General features: G+C 38.7%; 17 protein-coding genes. 6 read left to right on the top strand and 11 right to left on the bottom strand.

Features of this window, described 5'->3' with window-relative positions:
• The first annotated feature begins 817 nt into the window (after positions 1-817).
• On the top strand, positions 818-2,272 hold the full coding sequence (locus F8B77_RS04665; protein WP_151654178.1) for an aminoacyl-histidine dipeptidase: 1,455 nt from the start codon (positions 818-820) through the stop codon (positions 2,270-2,272).
• A gap of 69 nt (positions 2,273-2,341) precedes the next feature.
• Here F8B77_RS04665 and alr read toward each other — a convergent pair whose 3' ends face one another.
• The 11 genes from alr to bolA form a co-directional block, all read right to left on the bottom strand.
• Positions 2,342-3,553, bottom strand: coding sequence for an alanine racemase (gene alr / locus F8B77_RS04670; protein WP_151654180.1), 1,212 nt, complete (start codon positions 3,551-3,553; stop codon positions 2,342-2,344).
• Positions 3,554-3,752: 199 nt separating this feature from the next.
• On the bottom strand, positions 3,753-4,838 hold the full coding sequence (dinB, locus tag F8B77_RS04675; protein WP_151654182.1) for a DNA polymerase IV: 1,086 nt from the start codon (positions 4,836-4,838) through the stop codon (positions 3,753-3,755).
• Between the two features lie 342 nt (positions 4,839-5,180).
• On the bottom strand, positions 5,181-5,414 hold the full coding sequence (gene nqrM, locus F8B77_RS04680; RefSeq protein ID WP_130044761.1) for a (Na+)-NQR maturation NqrM: 234 nt from the start codon (positions 5,412-5,414) through the stop codon (positions 5,181-5,183).
• Between the two features lie 11 nt (positions 5,415-5,425).
• Positions 5,426-6,460, bottom strand: coding sequence for an FAD:protein FMN transferase (locus F8B77_RS04685; RefSeq protein WP_151654184.1), 1,035 nt, complete (start codon positions 6,458-6,460; stop codon positions 5,426-5,428).
• Between the two features lie 157 nt (positions 6,461-6,617).
• Positions 6,618-7,844: an NADH:ubiquinone reductase (Na(+)-transporting) subunit F gene (gene nqrF / locus F8B77_RS04690; protein WP_151654186.1), complete on the bottom strand. Its 1,227-nt coding sequence runs from the start codon at positions 7,842-7,844 to the stop codon at positions 6,618-6,620.
• Positions 7,845-7,873: 29 nt separating this feature from the next.
• Positions 7,874-8,470: an NADH:ubiquinone reductase (Na(+)-transporting) subunit E gene (nqrE, locus tag F8B77_RS04695; protein WP_151654188.1), complete on the bottom strand. Its 597-nt coding sequence runs from the start codon at positions 8,468-8,470 to the stop codon at positions 7,874-7,876.
• A 7-nt stretch (positions 8,471-8,477) separates the two neighbouring features.
• Entirely contained in the window at positions 8,478-9,110 is a 633-nt protein-coding gene (locus F8B77_RS04700; RefSeq protein ID WP_151654190.1) for an NADH:ubiquinone reductase (Na(+)-transporting) subunit D, read from the bottom strand.
• Positions 9,110-9,892 (bottom strand): Na(+)-translocating NADH-quinone reductase subunit C, encoded by a 783-nt coding sequence (locus F8B77_RS04705; protein WP_151654192.1) that lies wholly within the window; start codon positions 9,890-9,892, stop codon positions 9,110-9,112. Before F8B77_RS04705 ends, F8B77_RS04700 begins: the two co-directional genes overlap by 1 nt.
• Positions 9,882-11,126: an NADH:ubiquinone reductase (Na(+)-transporting) subunit B gene (locus tag F8B77_RS17865; protein WP_208846076.1), complete on the bottom strand. Its 1,245-nt coding sequence runs from the start codon at positions 11,124-11,126 to the stop codon at positions 9,882-9,884. The genes F8B77_RS04705 and F8B77_RS17865 overlap by 11 nt, the downstream gene beginning before the upstream one ends.
• Positions 11,127-11,129: 3 nt before the next feature.
• Entirely contained in the window at positions 11,130-12,470 is a 1,341-nt protein-coding gene (locus F8B77_RS17870) for a Na(+)-translocating NADH-quinone reductase subunit A (protein ID WP_208846078.1), read from the bottom strand.
• A 391-nt stretch (positions 12,471-12,861) separates the two neighbouring features.
• A complete protein-coding gene (bolA, locus tag F8B77_RS04715; RefSeq protein WP_130048758.1) occupies positions 12,862-13,176 on the bottom strand; it encodes a transcriptional regulator BolA in 315 nt (104 codons plus the stop codon).
• Between the two features lie 95 nt (positions 13,177-13,271).
• On the opposite strand from bolA, the gene F8B77_RS04720 reads away from it, so the two are divergent.
• The 5 genes from F8B77_RS04720 (at position 13,272) to F8B77_RS04740 (ending at position 18,038) form a co-directional block, all read left to right on the top strand.
• The gene (locus tag F8B77_RS04720) at positions 13,272-14,420 is read left to right on the top strand and encodes a methyltransferase (protein ID WP_151654195.1); all 1,149 of its coding nucleotides are present in this window, start codon (positions 13,272-13,274) and stop codon (positions 14,418-14,420) included.
• Between the two features lie 15 nt (positions 14,421-14,435).
• Positions 14,436-15,005, top strand: a complete 570-nt coding sequence (locus F8B77_RS04725; protein WP_151654197.1) for a YajG family lipoprotein — start codon at positions 14,436-14,438, stop codon at positions 15,003-15,005.
• On the top strand, positions 15,005-15,565 hold the full coding sequence (locus tag F8B77_RS04730; RefSeq protein ID WP_151654199.1) for a peptidylprolyl isomerase: 561 nt from the start codon (positions 15,005-15,007) through the stop codon (positions 15,563-15,565). The genes F8B77_RS04725 and F8B77_RS04730 overlap by 1 nt, the downstream gene beginning before the upstream one ends.
• Positions 15,566-15,655: 90 nt before the next feature.
• Positions 15,656-16,999 carry an AmpG family muropeptide MFS transporter gene (locus F8B77_RS04735; protein ID WP_151654201.1) on the top strand — a complete coding sequence of 448 codons (1,344 nt, stop codon included), beginning with the start codon at positions 15,656-15,658 and terminating at the stop codon, positions 16,997-16,999.
• Between the two features lie 283 nt (positions 17,000-17,282).
• Complete coding sequence (locus tag F8B77_RS04740) at positions 17,283-18,038, top strand: outer membrane protein OmpK (RefSeq protein WP_130044749.1); 756 nt, start codon at positions 17,283-17,285, stop codon at positions 18,036-18,038.
• Positions 18,039-18,111 lie beyond the last annotated feature (73 nt).

The raw sequence follows: 18,111 nt of genomic DNA on the forward strand, positions 1-18,111 counted from the left end.
CTAAAGTTTTTATTGCAATCTAAACGTTTGCGTAATCGATTGGCTGAGGATTATAAAGAGGAATTATAGGAATTTCTAGCGATAGTTACCCTTTTACTATGTAAATAGTAAATAAAGTGAATGCCTTGTTCTAATAATTAATTTTTTTTATTTAAAGTCAGTATCTTAAAATAGAGATGAGGGTTTTGAAGAGATTTAAGCAGAAAATTTAGATAAAAAAAACGCCACCCAAATGATTTGGCTGGCGGAGAATTAAGTCACCCTTAATGGGGTTAATTGAATTCCAATTATAGGGGTATTACTTTACTGTATAAAACCGAAGTTTTATTAGTAACCAAAGCAAGCTGGGTATACGAATTGACTTGTATAAACAGAGCGTTGATTCCAGAAACTTGAAGAACTTAAACAAAACATAACATCACCTTATCAATTGATAGTTTTTAACATTAAAATTGATCTCGGTTCCTTGGAGGCGATAAATCGGACTCATCCTTTGAGCATTTCTTTCTTGCTGTAACAGCAGATGAGTTAACTATACCACCATGAAATTTAATTACAACAAAAACATGACGCAGCTCACACTTATTAAATTAACCCTCTCTTTAGTATCGAACGTTATGTAATTTTATTACTTTAATTTTTGCTATTAAAAAAACACTCTATTTCTCGTACTTTCTTCATGACTTCTGATAATGTATTTGCAATATCAAACAGAGTAATTAGCTAAATTCATAGGTATACTTGTTTTAATTAACAACCAATAACTCAAATGAATAGAGCATTTCTAAATAAATAATGCTTTCAAAAGGAGATCCTTGTGTCTGAGATCAGTCAACTAACCCCTCAACCACTTTGGCAGTTTTTCGATAAAATTTGCTCTATCCCTCACCCGTCTAAGCATGAAGAAGCGCTCGCTCAATACATTATTGAATGGGCAACAGGTGAAGGTTTAGATGTACGTCGTGATCCTACGGGTAATGTATTTATCAAAAAACCAGCGACCGCGGGTATGGAAGATCGTAAAGGGGTTGTACTTCAAGCGCATATCGACATGGTTCCACAGAAGAATGAAGATACCGACCATGACTTTACAAAAGATCCGATTCAACCTTACATTGATGGTGAGTGGGTAACCGCTAAAGGAACTACTCTTGGTGCTGATAATGGTATGGGGATGGCTTCTTGCTTGGCTGTGCTTGCTTCAAAAGAGCTTAAACATGGTCCATTAGAAGTCTTACTTACTATTGATGAAGAAGCGGGAATGACTGGCGCTTTCGGTCTAGAAGGTGGTTGGTTAGAAGGCGATGTCCTTTTAAATACCGACTCAGAGCAAGAAGGCGAGATCTACATGGGCTGTGCTGGCGGCGCTGATGGTTCAATCAAATTGAATATCGAGCGTGAAGCATTACCTAGTGGTTATGTAACTCGTCAAATTACACTAAAAGGCTTAAAAGGCGGTCATTCAGGTTGTGATATTCACACTGGCCGTGGTAATGCAAACAAATTATTAGGTCGCTTCCTTGCTGGACACGCTGCTGAGCTTGATTTACGTCTTGTAGAATTCCGTGGTGGTAGCTTACGTAATGCTATTCCTCGCGAAGCATTTGCAACAGTAGCCGTACCCGCTGAAAACGAAGCGAAACTAGCTGAATTATTCACTTTTTATACTGAGTTATTAAAAGAAGAATTAGGCCGTGTTGAAACAGATATTGTTACATTCAATGAAGCAGCATCTACTGAAAATACATTAACGTCAGTAACTCAAGCACGCTTTATTGCTACTCTTAATGCCTGTCCAAACGGCGTCATCCGTATGAGCGATGATATTGAAGGTGTTGTAGAAACGTCTTTAAATGTTGGCGTTATTACCACTGACGAAAGTTCTATTACTATTCTATGCCTTATCCGTTCTCTGATGGATTCAGGGCGTAGCATGGTTGAAGGTATGCTTTCATCTGTTGCAGAACTGGCTAGCGCACAAGTTACTTTCTCAGGGACTTACCCTGGTTGGAAACCTGATGCTGACTCTGAAATCATGCATGTTTTCCGTGATGTTTATGAAGGTATTTACGGAAACAAACCAAATATTATGGTTATTCACGCAGGTCTTGAATGTGGTCTATTTAAAAAGCCTTACCCAGAAATGGATATGATTTCATTTGGTCCAACAATCAAGTTCCCTCACTCCCCAGATGAGAAAGTGAAAATTGACACCGTTGCTCTTTATTGGGAGCAAATGGTAGCTATCTTAGAAAATATCCCTAAGAAATAATTTATTACTTGTTAATAAAAAACGGTCAGCACATGCTGACCGTTTTTGTTTATACCAATAGAACAGATATTATAAATATACTTTCGGGTTGGTAGAACCCCAGATAACGTATAGCTCAGGCATACTACGACTGCTAAATGCTTCCATTTCTTTAGTTTCAATCGTCTCTTCATTTTGAGAGCCAAAAAGAACCACTTCATCACCTGGTTGAACATCAGCAATATCGCTAACATCTACCATAGTGGTATTCATAGACGTCACACCCACTACATTTGCTTTCTGGCCATTAATTAATACGTAGCCATTATTACCAATAGAGCGTACGTAGCCATCAGAATAGCCTAATGGTAGGTTAGCTAGAATAGAATCACGTCCCAATACATAAGTACTGCTGTAGCCAATAGTGCTGCCTTTTGGTAAGTAATTTAAAGATGCCACAGAGGTTTTAAAGCGAACAATGCGCTTGTACTCTGGATTACTTGGCATATCACCATAAAGTAGGCCACCAGGACGAACCATATCTAAATGTGCTTCTGGTAGGTTAATTGTAGTGTAAGAGTTTGCTACGTGTAGAGTGATATTTTCACGATTTAACTGAGCTTCATCAATCAACCATTGGCTTTCTTGTTTGAATAAGTTCAGCTTTGTACGGATCTCTTCAACTGACTCATTTGGGAAGTGAGTCATAATGCCGACGATATTAACATGACCATTAAAGGCAATATTTAACGCTTCTTTTTTACCTTGTAACTGAGTCAGATCTAAACCATTACGTCCCATACCACCAGCATTTAGAGCTAAGTGTACTGGAATAATAGTATTATTTTTTTTTGCTAATTTAGCAATGGTATTAGCTTGCTCACTTGAACCAATTAACTCTTCAATTTGGTATTCTAGACCTGATTGAATTTCATTTGGTGTTGCAGCGCGTACACGCATGATTTCGCCTTCGAAGCCTTTAGCTCGAACAATACGTGCTTCTTCATTACTAGTAATACCGATACATTCAACATTGCGATCAATCACAGATGCCATTAGGCCTTCAATACCATTACCATAAGCATCTGCTTTCATAATTGCACACACTTTAGTCCCTTCTGATAAGGTATGTTTTAGCGTATCAATATTATGTTGAAAAGCCTTAGTATCAATCTCTAACCATGCATTGGTTTGTTGAATTTTCTCTTGATTGGTTAACGTATCTAAAGAAAGTAAAGGAGCTGAATTCGCTACTGCTGGGAAAGCCAAGCTTAACGCCAACGCATATTTTGTAAACTTCATAAACAACCGTTTCTATATAATAATTATCTTACAAATTTTGAAACGAGATTATATATTGCTTATTTTATAAGCTCTACAAAAAAACCTTACATTACAAACATCTAAACAATTAATAACAAAGACGTCGAAAACAAAAACCCGCAGCACACAATATATCTCACCTTACAAACACAAGTAACAACATTGCTACAATAAATTATTAAATCAAACTTAATTGCTGAAAAACCTCTCTATCTTTAAGCATAACACTTACTCCTATCAGTCTAATTTCTCGATTCTTTTGCCTTTCTAACACTTCGATAAGTAACTCTTCAAAAAATGGTAAGGTAAGACTGGAATGAACATGCTCAATTGTTGTTTGTTGAAAATCAGCAAATTTAATTTTAATCCCCTGCTTAGCAATACCTAAAGAACCATTCGCTTTAAGTAAACGTTTTTCTAGCTCTGGGTATAATTTAGTCTGAATCACCGACCAACACTCTTCAAAAGAATGAATATTATGAGTAAACGTTCTCTCTACTCCTACTGATTTTCGATTCCGTTCAGTAATAACTTCTCTCTCATCAATCCCATGCGAACGCTTCCAAAGTGAAGCCCCCATTTTTCCAAACCTTAACAATAACTCTCGCTGTTCGCATCGTTGCACATCATTGCACGTATATAAACCAAATTGGTGTAGCCGCTCTAAACTCACCTTACCAACACCGGGAATTTTCTCTAACGGTAATCCCTTTATTTCACTCATTACCTTCTCTGGGGTAATAACATATTGCCCGTTGGGTTTATTAAGATCGGAAGCAATTTTAGCTAAAAACTTAAGTGGTGCAATCCCTGCAGAAGCAGTCAGTTGCAACTCATTTAAAATATCTTTTCTGATTTGTTCAGCTATAAGTGTGGCTGAGCCGTATAATAGTGAGCAATCACTTACATCCAAATAGGCTTCATCTAATGAAAGGGGTTCAATTTTATCTGTATAGCGCTTAAAGATACGGTGAATATGAAGAGAGACCTCTTTGTATACCTGCATTCGACCGGGTACAACGACTAAATTAGGGCACAGTTTTAATGCTTTTCCCGTTGGCATTGCTGAGCGTATCCCAAACTTTCTTGCTTCATAATTACAAGTGCTTAGAACACCACGTTGCCTTTCGTGCCCGCCGACAGCCAGTGGCACATTTCGTAATAATGGGTTATCTCGCATTTCTACCGCTGCGTAAAAGCAATCCATATCTATATGAATTATTTTCCGACCTTTTTTCTCAGTATTTAACTGCGAGTTTTTCATATTTATGCTCACACAACACAACTGTATAAATAAACAGTTAAATGATAGCGCTGAATCATTTCAGATTCAAATAATTAATACCTACATCACGACTTATACCATTCTGGATAAGTAGTTGTTCAGATAATTGCGTAGGAAAAATCGATTAGAGCAAGGTATAAATTACAGTAACTAGTGGACCTAATTACAAAATTTATAACGCTGATATAATCGATTTTAACAAGCAAGAATGATCAAATACTTATGTAGATTGGTATTATTATGATGAGTGATCGCCAAACAAAAAAAACAGCACTCAAAGGTGCTGTTTTCATTTAAAGATTATTCGTCATCAAGAAAAAATTATGCGATACGATCTTTTTCCCACGCCGCTAATTTTTCAGCTCGGATGGCTTCTTTGGCTTCACGTTTTTTACGTGCATCACACGGTTCAGGACAGTTACATACTTTATCGATACCAACAGCACCAAGACCGCCACAGCTACCTTTAACGACTTTACGTTGTACAATATAGCCAATAGCCATTGCACCAATAACCGCTAAGAATACAAAAAAGGTAATTAGAAAAGTATTCATTATCTACTCACTTATTTCAAAAAAGGCTTAAAGGCTTCAGATGCGATTTCTTTAAAGCCATCTTGTGTCTTCACTATCATGAAAACAGGGATATTATGTTGTTTTGCGACTTCCATGCCTTTTTCTTCACCTAACACCATTAGGCCAGTTGCCAATCCATCAGCTGTCATCGACGATTTATCAAGCACTGTTACTGAGACAACTTTATTCGCTATTGGTTTACCCGTAATTGGGTTGATAATATGAGAGTAACGAACGCCCTCTTTTTCAAAGTATATACGATAATCACCTGAAGTCGCGACTGCGTGGTGACCAGGCTCTATAATTTCTTGAATTGCTCGTTCATCAACGGATGGCTTCTCTATTGCAATACGCCAAGCAACATTTTCTTTGTTATTGCCTTTAACACGCATTTCACCGCCGACTTCAACCATGTAATTTGTGATGCCTAACTCTTCTAAGTAATTAGCAACAACGTCAACTCCCCAACCTTTCGCAATCGTTGATAAGTCTACATATAATTCAGGGATGTCTTTAGTTACCGTTGTTTCTGTCACATTAAGATGTTGAATCCCAACAATCGCACGACGAGCACTTAATTCTTCATCTGTAGGAACAACTTCTGGGCGAGCTTCTGGTCCAAACCCCCATAAATTAACAAGAGGTCCAACAGTAACGTCCAATGCTCCCATCGTTAATTGATTAAGACGCATCGCCTCTTTAATCACTGTTGCCGTATCTTTTGATACAGTAAATGGTGTAGAAGCAGTACTTTGATTAAAACGACTTAGCTCTGAGTCTTTACGATAAGTCGACATTTGATCATTAACTAATTCTAACTTTTTATCTACTTCTGTTTGAATTTCCTCAGCGGTAGGTAAGCCCTCTTGGTCTATAAACTTGATATTATAGCTTGTACCCATGGTTGGTCCATTCAGGTATACCTGTTCACGTTGATCACCGCATCCAGAAAGTAGTACTAGAGCAAAGGATACCAAAATAGCTGTTTTTACTTTATTTACTAAATGAGTAAAACTGACAGTCACTGCCAACTCCTTAATTAAATATAGATAATGCAACAAGGCACAGGAATATAGATTTACAAAACCTATATCCCTGTACTTTGTCAGGTTATATAGAGACATTAATACGAAAAAAGGCTGACTCAGTGATGAGTCAGCCAATATTTTTTACTTTAATGGGTTAACCACCAAAGTCATCTAGCAAGATGTTTTCATCTTCAACACCAAGATCTTTCAGCATACCTATAACAGCAGCATTCATCATTGGTGGACCACACATGTAGTATTCACAATCTTCAGGTGCTTCATGATCTTTCAAGTAGTTTTCATAAAGTACATTGTGAATGAAGCCTGTGTAACCATCCCAGTTATCTTCTGGCATTGGATCAGAAAGAGCACAATGCCATACGAAGTTTTCGTTATCAGCGGCTAGGCCATCGAAATCTTCAACATAGAACATTTCACGCTTAGAACGAGCACCATACCAGTAAGACATCTTACGCTTAGATTTAAGACGTAAAAGTTGGTCAAAGATATGAGAACGCATTGGCGCCATACCTGCACCACCACCGATGAATACCATTTCATTATCTGTGTCTTTAGCAAAAAACTCACCAAATGGACCAGAAATAGTACATTTGTCGCCTTCTTTAAGAGACCAGATGTATGAAGACATCACACCAGGAGCTACATCAGGGTTATTTGGCGGCGGAGTTGCAATACGAACGTTAAGCTTGATAATGCCTTTCTCTTCTGGGTATGACGCCATAGAGTAAGCACGGATCGAATGCTCATTTACGATTGACTCATAACGGAATAGGTTAAACTTATCCCAATCGCCACGATATTCTTCAGGAATATCGAAATCTGAGTATTTAATGTGGTGTGGTTCAGCTTCAATTTGAATATAACCACCAGCACGGAATGGAACTTCTTCACCATCAGGGATAGCAAGAGCCAATTCTTTGATGAAAGTCGCTTCGTTATCATTAGAGATAACGGTACATTCCCACTTTTTAACACCAAAGATTTCTTCTGGAAGTTCAATTTCCATGTCAGTTTTCATTGCAACTTGACATGCTAGACGCTCACCTTCACGAGCCTCACCTTTTGAAATGTGATCAAGTTCTGTAGGTAGAATATCACCACCGCCAGATTTCACTTTCACACGACACTGACCACAAGAGCCACCACCACCACATGCAGATGATACAAAAATACCCGCGCTACCAAGAGCATTAAGTAGTTTGCTACCAGGCTGTGTAATGATCGCTTTATCAGCATCGCCGTTTACAGAGATAGTAATGTCACCTGATGGTACTAGCTTAGATTTAGCAAATAAAATCACTAATACTAAAGCCAATACAATAATGGTAAACATCGCTACACCAAGAATAATGCTTTGCATTTGTTATTCCTTATTATTGGGTGCTTACCCTACAGTTGAACACCAGAGAAAGACATAAAGCCTAACGCCATTAAACCTACTGTAATGAAAGTAATACCTAGACCACGAAGACCAGGAGGTACATCTGAATACTTCATCTTTTCACGAATACCAGCAAGTGCAACGATAGCTAGCATCCAACCTATACCAGAACCAAGACCATATACTACAGATTCAGCAAAGTTATAGTCACGCTGTACCATGAAAGATACACCACCGAAAATTGCACAGTTAACTGTGATTAACGGAAGGAAGATACCTAGCGCATTGTACAAAGGTGGAAAGAAGCGATCTAAGATCATTTCTAAGATTTGTACGAGTGCTGCAATAACACCGATAAAGGTAATAAAGCTAAGGAATGTTAAATCAACACCCGCTACAATCGCATTTTCTTTCAGCAAGTAAGTATAAACAAGGTTGTTCACAGGTACCGCAATAGTAAGAACCACAACTACTGCAACACCAAGGCCAAACGATGTTTTTACTTTCTTGGACACAGCTAAGAAAGTACACATACCGAGGAAGAAAGAAAGTGCCATGTTTTCGATGAAAATCGATTTAACAAATAAACTAATATAATGTTCCATTCTGACCCTACTCCTTTGCTTCTACTTGTTCAGGTTTCATAATGCGGATAGCCCAAATCATAAAACCAATTAAGAAGAATGCAGATGGTGCTAGAAGCATTAAGCCATTTGGTTGGTACCAGCCACCGTTCGAAACAAGTGGAAGAACCTCAACACCAAACAATTTACCAGAACCTAAAAGCTCACGGAAAAATGCAACTGTCATCAATACAAAACCATAACCAAGACCATTGCCAAGACCATCAATAAACGATGGAAGAGGTGCTGATTTCATTGCAAATGCTTCTGCACGACCCATTACAATACAGTTTGTAATAATCAAACTTACAAATACTGAAAGCTGCTTAGATATATCATAAAGATATGCTTTCAATACTTGGTCAACAACAATTACCAAAGAAGCAATGATCGTCATCTGAACGATGATACGAACACTGTTTGGCATATAGTTACGAATTAGCGAAACGAATAAGTTAGATAATGCAGTAACAAACATTACTGCAATTGTCATTACAAAAGCCGTTTCCAATTTGGTAGTTACAGCTAGAGCCGAACATACACCAAGAACTTGAAGCGCGATTGGGTTGTTATCCAACACCGGCGCTAAAATGCTCTTTTTCATTTCTTTTGTGCTAGCCATTAGTTCAGACCTCCATTACGAACTTTAGTAAGGAATGGACCGAAGCCATCATTGCCTAACCAGAAGTCAAACGTGTGTTGAACACCATTACCTGTTAGCGTTGCACCAGAAAGACCATCTACGCCGTGCTCAGAGTCAGCTGGAGCGCCGCCTTTAACAATCTTAATTGCAGGGTTATGATTTGCATCAAACAATTTTTTACCTACAAATTGTGCACGCCATGTTGGGTTTTCCACTTCACCACCAAGGCCCGGAGTCTCCCCTTGGTCGTAATAAGTAATACCAGCGATGGTATTACCATCAGTCTCAACAGCAACAAATGCATACATCATTGACCATAAGCCAGTGCCGTGAACAGGGATAATAACTTTAGATACTTTATCACCATCTTTAACTAGGTAAACAACACCTACGTTAGCACGACGAATAATGTTTGCTTTATCTTGCTCAGCAGTTAGTTTTACAGACTCATCTGGATTTTTAGCCGCTTTACGTTGGTCATAATTAGCTGCTGTAGAACCATCTTTAGCTGTCTCTACAAAATCACCCGTTTTGAAATCAACAAGACGTGGCTCAATGTTTGCCGCGAACAACTCAGGAATTGAGCCTTCACCAGTAACACCAGCAACTTGAATGATTTTGCTTTGCTTATCTAGCACGGCATTAGCTTGCTGTTTAGGTTTAAGAACAACAGCAGCAGTTGATACGATGATTGAACACACTAAGCTCAAACCAATAACAACACCGAGTGTTCTTTTAATGCTATCGTTATTACTTGCCATAGCGTTTTAGTCTCCGTTTCACGTTACCTTCAACTACAAGGTTATCAAACAGTGGAGCAAATAGGTTTGCAAACAGAATAGCTAACATCATACCTTCTGGATATGCAGGGTTAACTACACGGATCATTACAGCCATAGCACCAATTAAAATACCGTACCACCACTTAGCTTTATTTGTAAACGATGCCGATACAGGGTCGGTAGCCATAAAGATCATACCAAACGCAAAGCCACCTAAAACTAGGTGCCAATACCAAGGCATACTAAACATTGCGTTTGTATCAGAGCCGATCAAGTTAAACAGTGTTGACACTGCAACCATACCGATCATAACACCCGTAATAATACGCCAAGATGCAATACGCATATAAACAATCATTAGGCCACCAAGGATCAAAGCAAGAGTCGAAACCTCACCAATTGAACCTGGGATATTACCAATAAACGCATCCATCCAAGAGATAATGTTGCCAGTTACTGTATTTACTAGTCCACCTTGACCGCTTTGTGCCCATTGGCTAAGTGCAGTTGCACCAGAGAAACCATCAGCAGCAGTCCAAACCGTGTCACCTGAAATTTGCGCTGGGTATGCAAAGAATAAGAATGCACGACCCGCAAGTGCTGGGTTAAGGAAGTTACGACCTGTACCGCCAAAGATCTCTTTTGCAACAACAACACCAAAGGTAATACCTAACGCTGCTTGCCATAAAGGAAGTGTTGCTGGAAGGATCAATGCGAACAGAATAGAAGTAACGAAGAAACCTTCATTTACTTCATGCTTACGCACCATACAGAACAATACTTCCCAGAAACCACCAACGATAAATACCGTTGCGTAGATAGGTAAGAAGTAAGTAGCACCCAGAAGCATGCTACTGCCCCAGCCAGCATCGGAACTTATGGTACCGCCTAACATTTCAGTTAGCCAGTAATGCCAGTTTCCAGAGATAACTGCAGCTAGCTCAACACCAGAATACATATGCTCAAGAGCAACGATTGCTTGGTGACCTGCGTTGTACATACCCCAGAATGTAGCGGGGAATACCGCAAACCACACCATGATCATGATACGTTTTAAATCAACGCTATCACGAACATGAGAACCACCTTTAGTAACTAAACCTGGTGTATAGAAAAGCGTTGCTGCTGCTTCATACAGAGCAAACCATTTTTCATGCTTTCCACCAGGTTCGAAATTAGGTTCAATTTTTTCAATAAACTTTAATAGGCTCATCGATTACCCTTCCTTCTCGATGGTATCCAAGATCTCACGAAGCATTGGACCATACTCATATTTACCAGGGCACACATATGTACATAGGCCTAGATCATCTTCATCTAATTCTAATGCACCTAAACGTGCTGCACTGTCAACATCGCCAGCACAAAGATCACGTAATAACATCGTTGGTTCCATATCTAATGGCATTACACGTTCGTAATTACCGATTGGCACCATTGCACGATCACTACCATTAGTAGTAGTCGTCATGTTAAATACTTGACCCGAGAATACATGGCTTAGGAAAGAACGAGTTACTGAGAACTTGTTTTTGCCAGGAACAGCCCAACCAAACAACTCTTTTTCACGTCCTTCACGAAGAACTGAAACTTGTTGATGGTAACGACCAAGATAAGCGTGAGGACCTGCTGCTTGAGTACCGTTAAGTACTGAACCAGAGATAACACGTACTTCACCAGGCATCACTTCACTGTCAGTCAATTCCTGTAAGCTAGCACCCGTAATAGTACGAACTAAACGAGGATTATTTACTGCAGGACCAGCTAAAGATACGATTCTGTCTGAGTAAATTTCACCCGTTAAGAAAAGTTGACCAAATGCGATCACATCTTGGTAGCCAATGCTCCATGCTACATTCTTTGTATCTACAGGATACAAGAAGTGCATGTGTGTACCAGCTAGACCAGCTGGATGCGGGCCATCGAATACATGTTCTTCAACATTATTCTGAGAAGAGCGAGGTAAGCTACCGCCTTTTTTACATACATACACTTTCTCATCTGTTAATACAGATAATAAGTCTAAGCCTGCAACAAAAGCCTCTTTTTGTTGGTTAATGATCACTTCTGTATCAGCTGCTAAAGGATTAGTATCCATAGCTGTAACAAAGATAGCCTTTGTTTTAGAGTCGATCGCTGGAACCTTGCTGAACGGACGAGTACGTAATGCAGTCCATGCACCAGAATCAACCAGTTGTGTTTTAATCGTTTCACGATCAAGAGACACTAGTTCATTTGCTGCATAGCTATTAAAAGTAACCTGCTCTTCGCCTTCAACTGCAATTACTACAGATTGAAGTACACGCTTCGCACCACGGTTAATTTCAATAACCTTACCACTTACAGGAGCAGTAAAAATAACGCCTGGATTCTTTTTATCAGCAAAAAGAACCTGACCTTTTTTTACTACATCTTCCACGCGGACATGCATCGTAGGACGCATACCAACGTACTCTTCGCCAAGCAAGGCGACTTTAGTGATGGATTTACCATCATTAATCACCTGAGTTGGAGCTCCTGCAATAGGAAGGTCCAAACCCTTTTTTATTGTAATCATACGCACTTGCACTAATTTTATGGGAAAAAAGATTCTATATAAGACACGACATTACTAATAGGTTTAATACTGTTAATTCGAAAACCGCAGTACATAACATTTTAGTAATATGCTTTTTACATAAATACGAAAAAGCTGTTTTAAGGCCGAAGATTCTATCATTTTTTATAGTGAAAATGCCATGTGCAATCTCCATATTCCTACTATTTTTTGCTATTCATTATTAAAAGTCATAGAAATATGTTGAGAATTTTGGACCAAGTGCACAATTCTTGTTCAAAATCAAAAAATACCACTTAAGTGGTCCTCAAACCTACAGATAACCAATTTTCAACATGCTGCATCATGGTGTATTTATTTTATGTTAAAAATAAACATTTCATTTTCAACTTTAACCTTTTCCACCACCCATGCAATCAGGAGATGTTGGCACTCGCTCATTATCTAGCACTTCCCACTCAGCTTCTGTATAAGTGTGTATTGCTAATGCATGGATATGGTTTGCAAGCTCATCAGCCAAAATGGTATTAATCATACGATGGCGTGCTAATAATCGCTTACCATCGAATTCATCACTTACTGCAATGACTTTAAAATGGCTTTCAGATCCCTCTGGAACATTGTGCATAAAGCTCTCATTTAAGACTTTTAGATAAGAAGGGGAGAGTTCTGAGCGTAATTTTTGTTCAATTTGATGCTGAATCATATAATTCCTTTCTTTATTTGAATTCTTCTGTTTCCACTTTATACACCATTTGCGACAATAGCTAGAAGCCTTCCCTATTTGAAGATTGAATCATTATGAAAACAGAACTGTGTCTACTTGACCGAAGCCTAAATTTACAACGTTACCCTAAACGTGCTCAAGAACTACTGCAAGCATGGGATGCTGGTGATGAATACCTAATTAAGCATGTTGAGGGAGAATTAAAGTTAGAAGAGGGAAAAAATATTCTCATCTTAAACGATAACTTTGGTGCTTTATCTTGTTGGTTCTCTGAGAAACACAACGTAACCATGATGACTGACTCTTTTGTCTCTCAGCGTGGTACATTAAAAAACCTTCAACGTAATCAATGTAACCGTGTTCAGTTAATCACTTCAACTGAAGAAATGCCTCAAGGCTTTGATCTTGTTCTCATGCAAATTCCAAAAAATAATCGCATGTTAACTTGGCAACTTCAGCAACTTCGTCAATCTATGAGTGCTGACTGCCCTATTATCGCTGTAAATAAAGCAAAGGAAATCCACAATTCGACTCTTGAGTTATTTGAAGATTTCTTGGGTGAAACAAAAACCTCTTTAGCTTGGAAGAAGCACCGTCTAGTATTTTCAAATGCAAATGCAACTAACCCTGCAACCATTGCAGAAGCGGTATGCTGGAGTGTAGATAATGAAGATATTGATCTATTAAACTACCCAAATGTGTATTCTGGAGAGCGTTTAGATCAAGGTGCTCGGTTTATGCTTGAGCATATTCCGGTTGATCCTGAGTTACGTCATATTATTGATTTGGGTTGTGGTAATGGCGTTCTTAGTGTTAAAGCCGCTCAACTAAACCCAGAAGCTCGTATTACCTGTGTTGATGAGAGCTTTATGGCCGTTGAATCTGCTCGTCGCAACTTAGAAGTAAACTTAGGTAAAGAGCGCCAATTTCAATTTATTGCTAATAACTGTTTGGATGGATTTAAAAAACATAGTAGCTACCTAGTTTTATGTAACCCTCCATTCCATCAAGGCCAAGCGATTACTGATCATATTGCATGGCAAATGTTCTGTGATGCTAAGCACATCTTATGCAAAGAAGGAAAATTATTAGTTATTGGAAACCGTCATCTTGATTATGATGATAAATTATGTCGATTATTCGGTGAAGACAACGTCACCACTATTGCTAGTAATTCAAAATTCGTTATTTTAGAAGCCGTTAAAGCTGAAAAATCAAAATAAAAAAAGGATATTCCAATGAAAAAGGCCATTATTGCCCTTTCTGCTCTATTTTTAGCTGCATGTTCTACTCCTTCAGATCCTCAATTGGATATAAAACCAGTTGCATCAAGCAATGCACACCAGATCGTTGAAAATATAAAATTAACTCTGGATAGTAGTGATTTACGTACTGCGCAATACGTTGCAGTGATTGATAATGGACGCCAAAATGTTCAGCCAATTCATGCAAAACAAAACCTACGAGTTACGCTTGAAGATGCTCTCTCTACTCAATTAAAAAATCAGGGATTTATCGTTACTGTTGATAGCGATAACACGTTACGTCTAGACATCATTGAAGCATTAGTTAGTGTTCAACACTCATTAATGAGCAATGAAATGAAGACACAAGTAAAACTTCAAATCACAGCAGAAACACCAAGAGGAAAGTTTGTAAAAACCTACAACGGCGTTTCTGAAAAATCAGGCTCTATGAGTGCAGATAACCAAGATATCGAGCAAGTATTAAATGATCTTCTGAATGCAGTATTAGACAAAATTGCCGTTGACGAAGAACTACAAACTTACATCAAAGGTAACTTTTAATGGTTAAAATGATTTCAAAAGCAACTGTCATTGTCGCTGCTCTTATGACGAGTCAAGCTGCACTTGCTGAATCAGTGAAGTTTGATACTACGTTAGGCAGTTTCACTGTAGAGCTGAATTCAGAAAAAGCCCCTGTTTCTGTGGCTAACTTTCTTCGTTATGTTGAGGACGGCAGCTATGTCGGTACTCAATTTCACCGCGTGATCCCAGGGTTTATGGCTCAAGGCGGTGGTTTTGATAAAGACATGCTAAAAAAAGCAAGTTACGGTCCAATTAAGAATGAAGGCAATAACGGGTTAAGTAACGATACTGCAACTATTGCAATGGCTCGTACCAATAACCCAGACTCTGCAACTCGCCAATTCTATATTAATCTAAATAACAACGGGTTTTTAAACGCAAACCAACGTCCACCAGGTTATGCGGTTTTTGGTAAAGTTACGCAAGGTTTTGAAGTAATTCAAGAAATGGCGACAAGACCAACAAAAGCATTACCTAATGGGATGCGTGATATCCCTGTAGAGCCAATTATCATAACTAAAGCAACATTAATTAAGTAATTTAGTTATTATTGATTCTGTTTCATTATCAAAGCAGCTTACGAGCTGCTTTGTTTTTTCTCATATAAATATAAAAACAAGGAGCGTTTCATGTCTCAATCCATGCAATGGAAATCAGCGATTAAAAGCTACATGGATAAACGTCTACTTTGGGTCTTCATGCTTGGCTGCTCTAGCGGTTTTCCTTGGGTGTTAATTGGCTCAAACATGTCTGGTTGGTTAAAAGACGCAGGGCTTACTCGTGCCGCTATTGGTTATTTTGGTTCTGTATTCGCGGTATATGCAATCAACTTTATGTGGGCACCTTTAGTTGACCGTGTAAAACTTCCTTTTATCGGTAATAAACTAGGACAACGCCGTAGTTGGATTTTTCTTTGCCAAGCTATCGTACTATTTTTTACCTTACAAATTGCAGGCCTAGAACCATCAAATAATTTAATGCTGGCCTCAATGTTTGCTTTGGCGATTGCAACCGCTTCTGCTACTCAAGATGTTGCCATTGATGCTTTCCGTATCGATACTTTCCCTAAATCAGAATCGACTAAGATGCCACAAGCCTCTGCCATGGCCGTCATTGGTTGGTGGACAGGTTATTCTCTTCCTGGTTATTTAGCTTTTGTCAATGCGGATAGCATAGGTTGGAATGGTGTTTATTATGGCATGGCTGGTATTGTAGGCTTACTCATGGTCTTCACCTTACTTGTTGGCGAACCAAAAACCAAACGAGATGAACTGCAACATGAAGCAGAAGAACGCCATAATAAAGTTGTGGGATCTAAAGTCTTAGCTTGGTTTACAGTAACCGTTATTGAACCTTTCTATGACTTCTTTAATCGTAATGGCGTAAAAACAGCTTGTACTCTATTACTGTTTGTTTTTCTTTTTAAAATTGGAGAGGCCTTCTTAGGCAGAATGTCGATTACCTTCTATAAAGAAATTGGATTCAGTAATGAACAAATTGGTTATTACTCAAAATTAATTGGTTGGGGGGCTACCGTCTTCTTTACCCTATTAGGAAGTTTGATCAACGTTCGATTCGGCGTAATTAAAGGATTAATGATCGGCGGTATTGCTATGGCTGCAAGTAACCTAATGTTTGCTCTCATTGCTAATGTGGGCCCTAATGAACATCTATTCTTGGCTACAATTATCGTTGATAACTTTACAACGGCATTCTCTACGGTTGCCTTTGTCTCTTTCTTAACGATATTAACTGGTGAAGCGTTCTCTGCAACCCAATACGCTCTACTTGCTTCATTAGGTAATCTAGGTCGAACTACCTTAGCGTCATTCAGTGGAGAATTAGCTGACTACTTAAATAGTTGGCCATTATTCTTTATATTGACAGCAGTAATGGTGATCCCAAGCTTAGTTATGCTGCTTATGCTTAAAGGGCATTTCAAAGCCCTACTTGATAAGGCACAAGGTTCTTAAACGCTCTATGTAAATAACAATTATGCAACTAAAGCCTCCGTATGTCGGGGGCTTTTTTGTTTGTGTTCACAATTTACTGTTAGAGCAATGTCAAGTAAGTGATATAGATCACCTTACCTTTATGGTTAACTTTATAAATGCGATCAAGATCTACATATAACATAACCCTTACATTAGTTGCATTTAAAAAGGTGAACTTTATCGATATTATGTGCACATCTTAAAACCAGTACTCAACCTGCTGGCCTATTCTTTTAGTAATACTAACTATAGAGATGCCATTATGCGTAAATCCCTTTTAGCTCTATCTGTTCTTGCTACCACTGTTGCTATCCCTGCTCAAGCTGAATATCTATATGGTTTCGGTAGTATGTATACTGACTATCAAGTTTGGGACCATGGTTTTGGTAACGATGCTGATAACAACGGTAACGATATTTCAGGACGTAACCAAGCTGTAATTGGTATTGAAGGCGGTGCGGCATTTGATTGGGGACAAATCTACGGTTTCTATGACTACGAAGGTGTTGACCGTGCTCAAGATAAGCGCGGTGCTTCTGCAAAGGGTACTATTCACTACAACCTTACAGAGTCAGGTATAAGCTTATATGCTCAAGTATATAATACTGATTTTGATGAATTTGGAGCTCATGAGCAAAACCGAGTTCTAGGTCTAGGCTATACTGGCTTAAAAGGTGATGGTTGGGCATTCACGCCATTCATCGGTACTCATCAAATTAATGCTGATGCAGAGATCCGAGGCAATAATGGTGGTATGGCTGGTTGGGTTGGTTTCTATAATACTGACTTAATGGGTCAAAACTTTACCTTCTCTACTTGGGGTGAATATGAGTTTGGCCGTATGGATGCATATGCAGAGCAGCAAGGCGGTGATTGGGGTCTAAACGGTAGTGCGAATGCTATGTGGAACTTCCATAAAAACTGGTCAACAGGCGTTCTTTACCGTTTCACTGTAAATAAACTAGCTCGTAAAGATTATCAAGATCTTGTAATTTACCGCTTACAATACAACTTCTAATCTAATTTAGATTATTAATTTTACTAAGGCGCTCACCATGAGCGCCTTTGTTTTTTCTAGTAAACCCATTACA

The organism is Aliivibrio finisterrensis, from assembly GCF_008933155.1.
GTDB classification, from domain to species: Bacteria; Pseudomonadota; Gammaproteobacteria; order Enterobacterales; family Vibrionaceae; genus Aliivibrio; species Aliivibrio finisterrensis.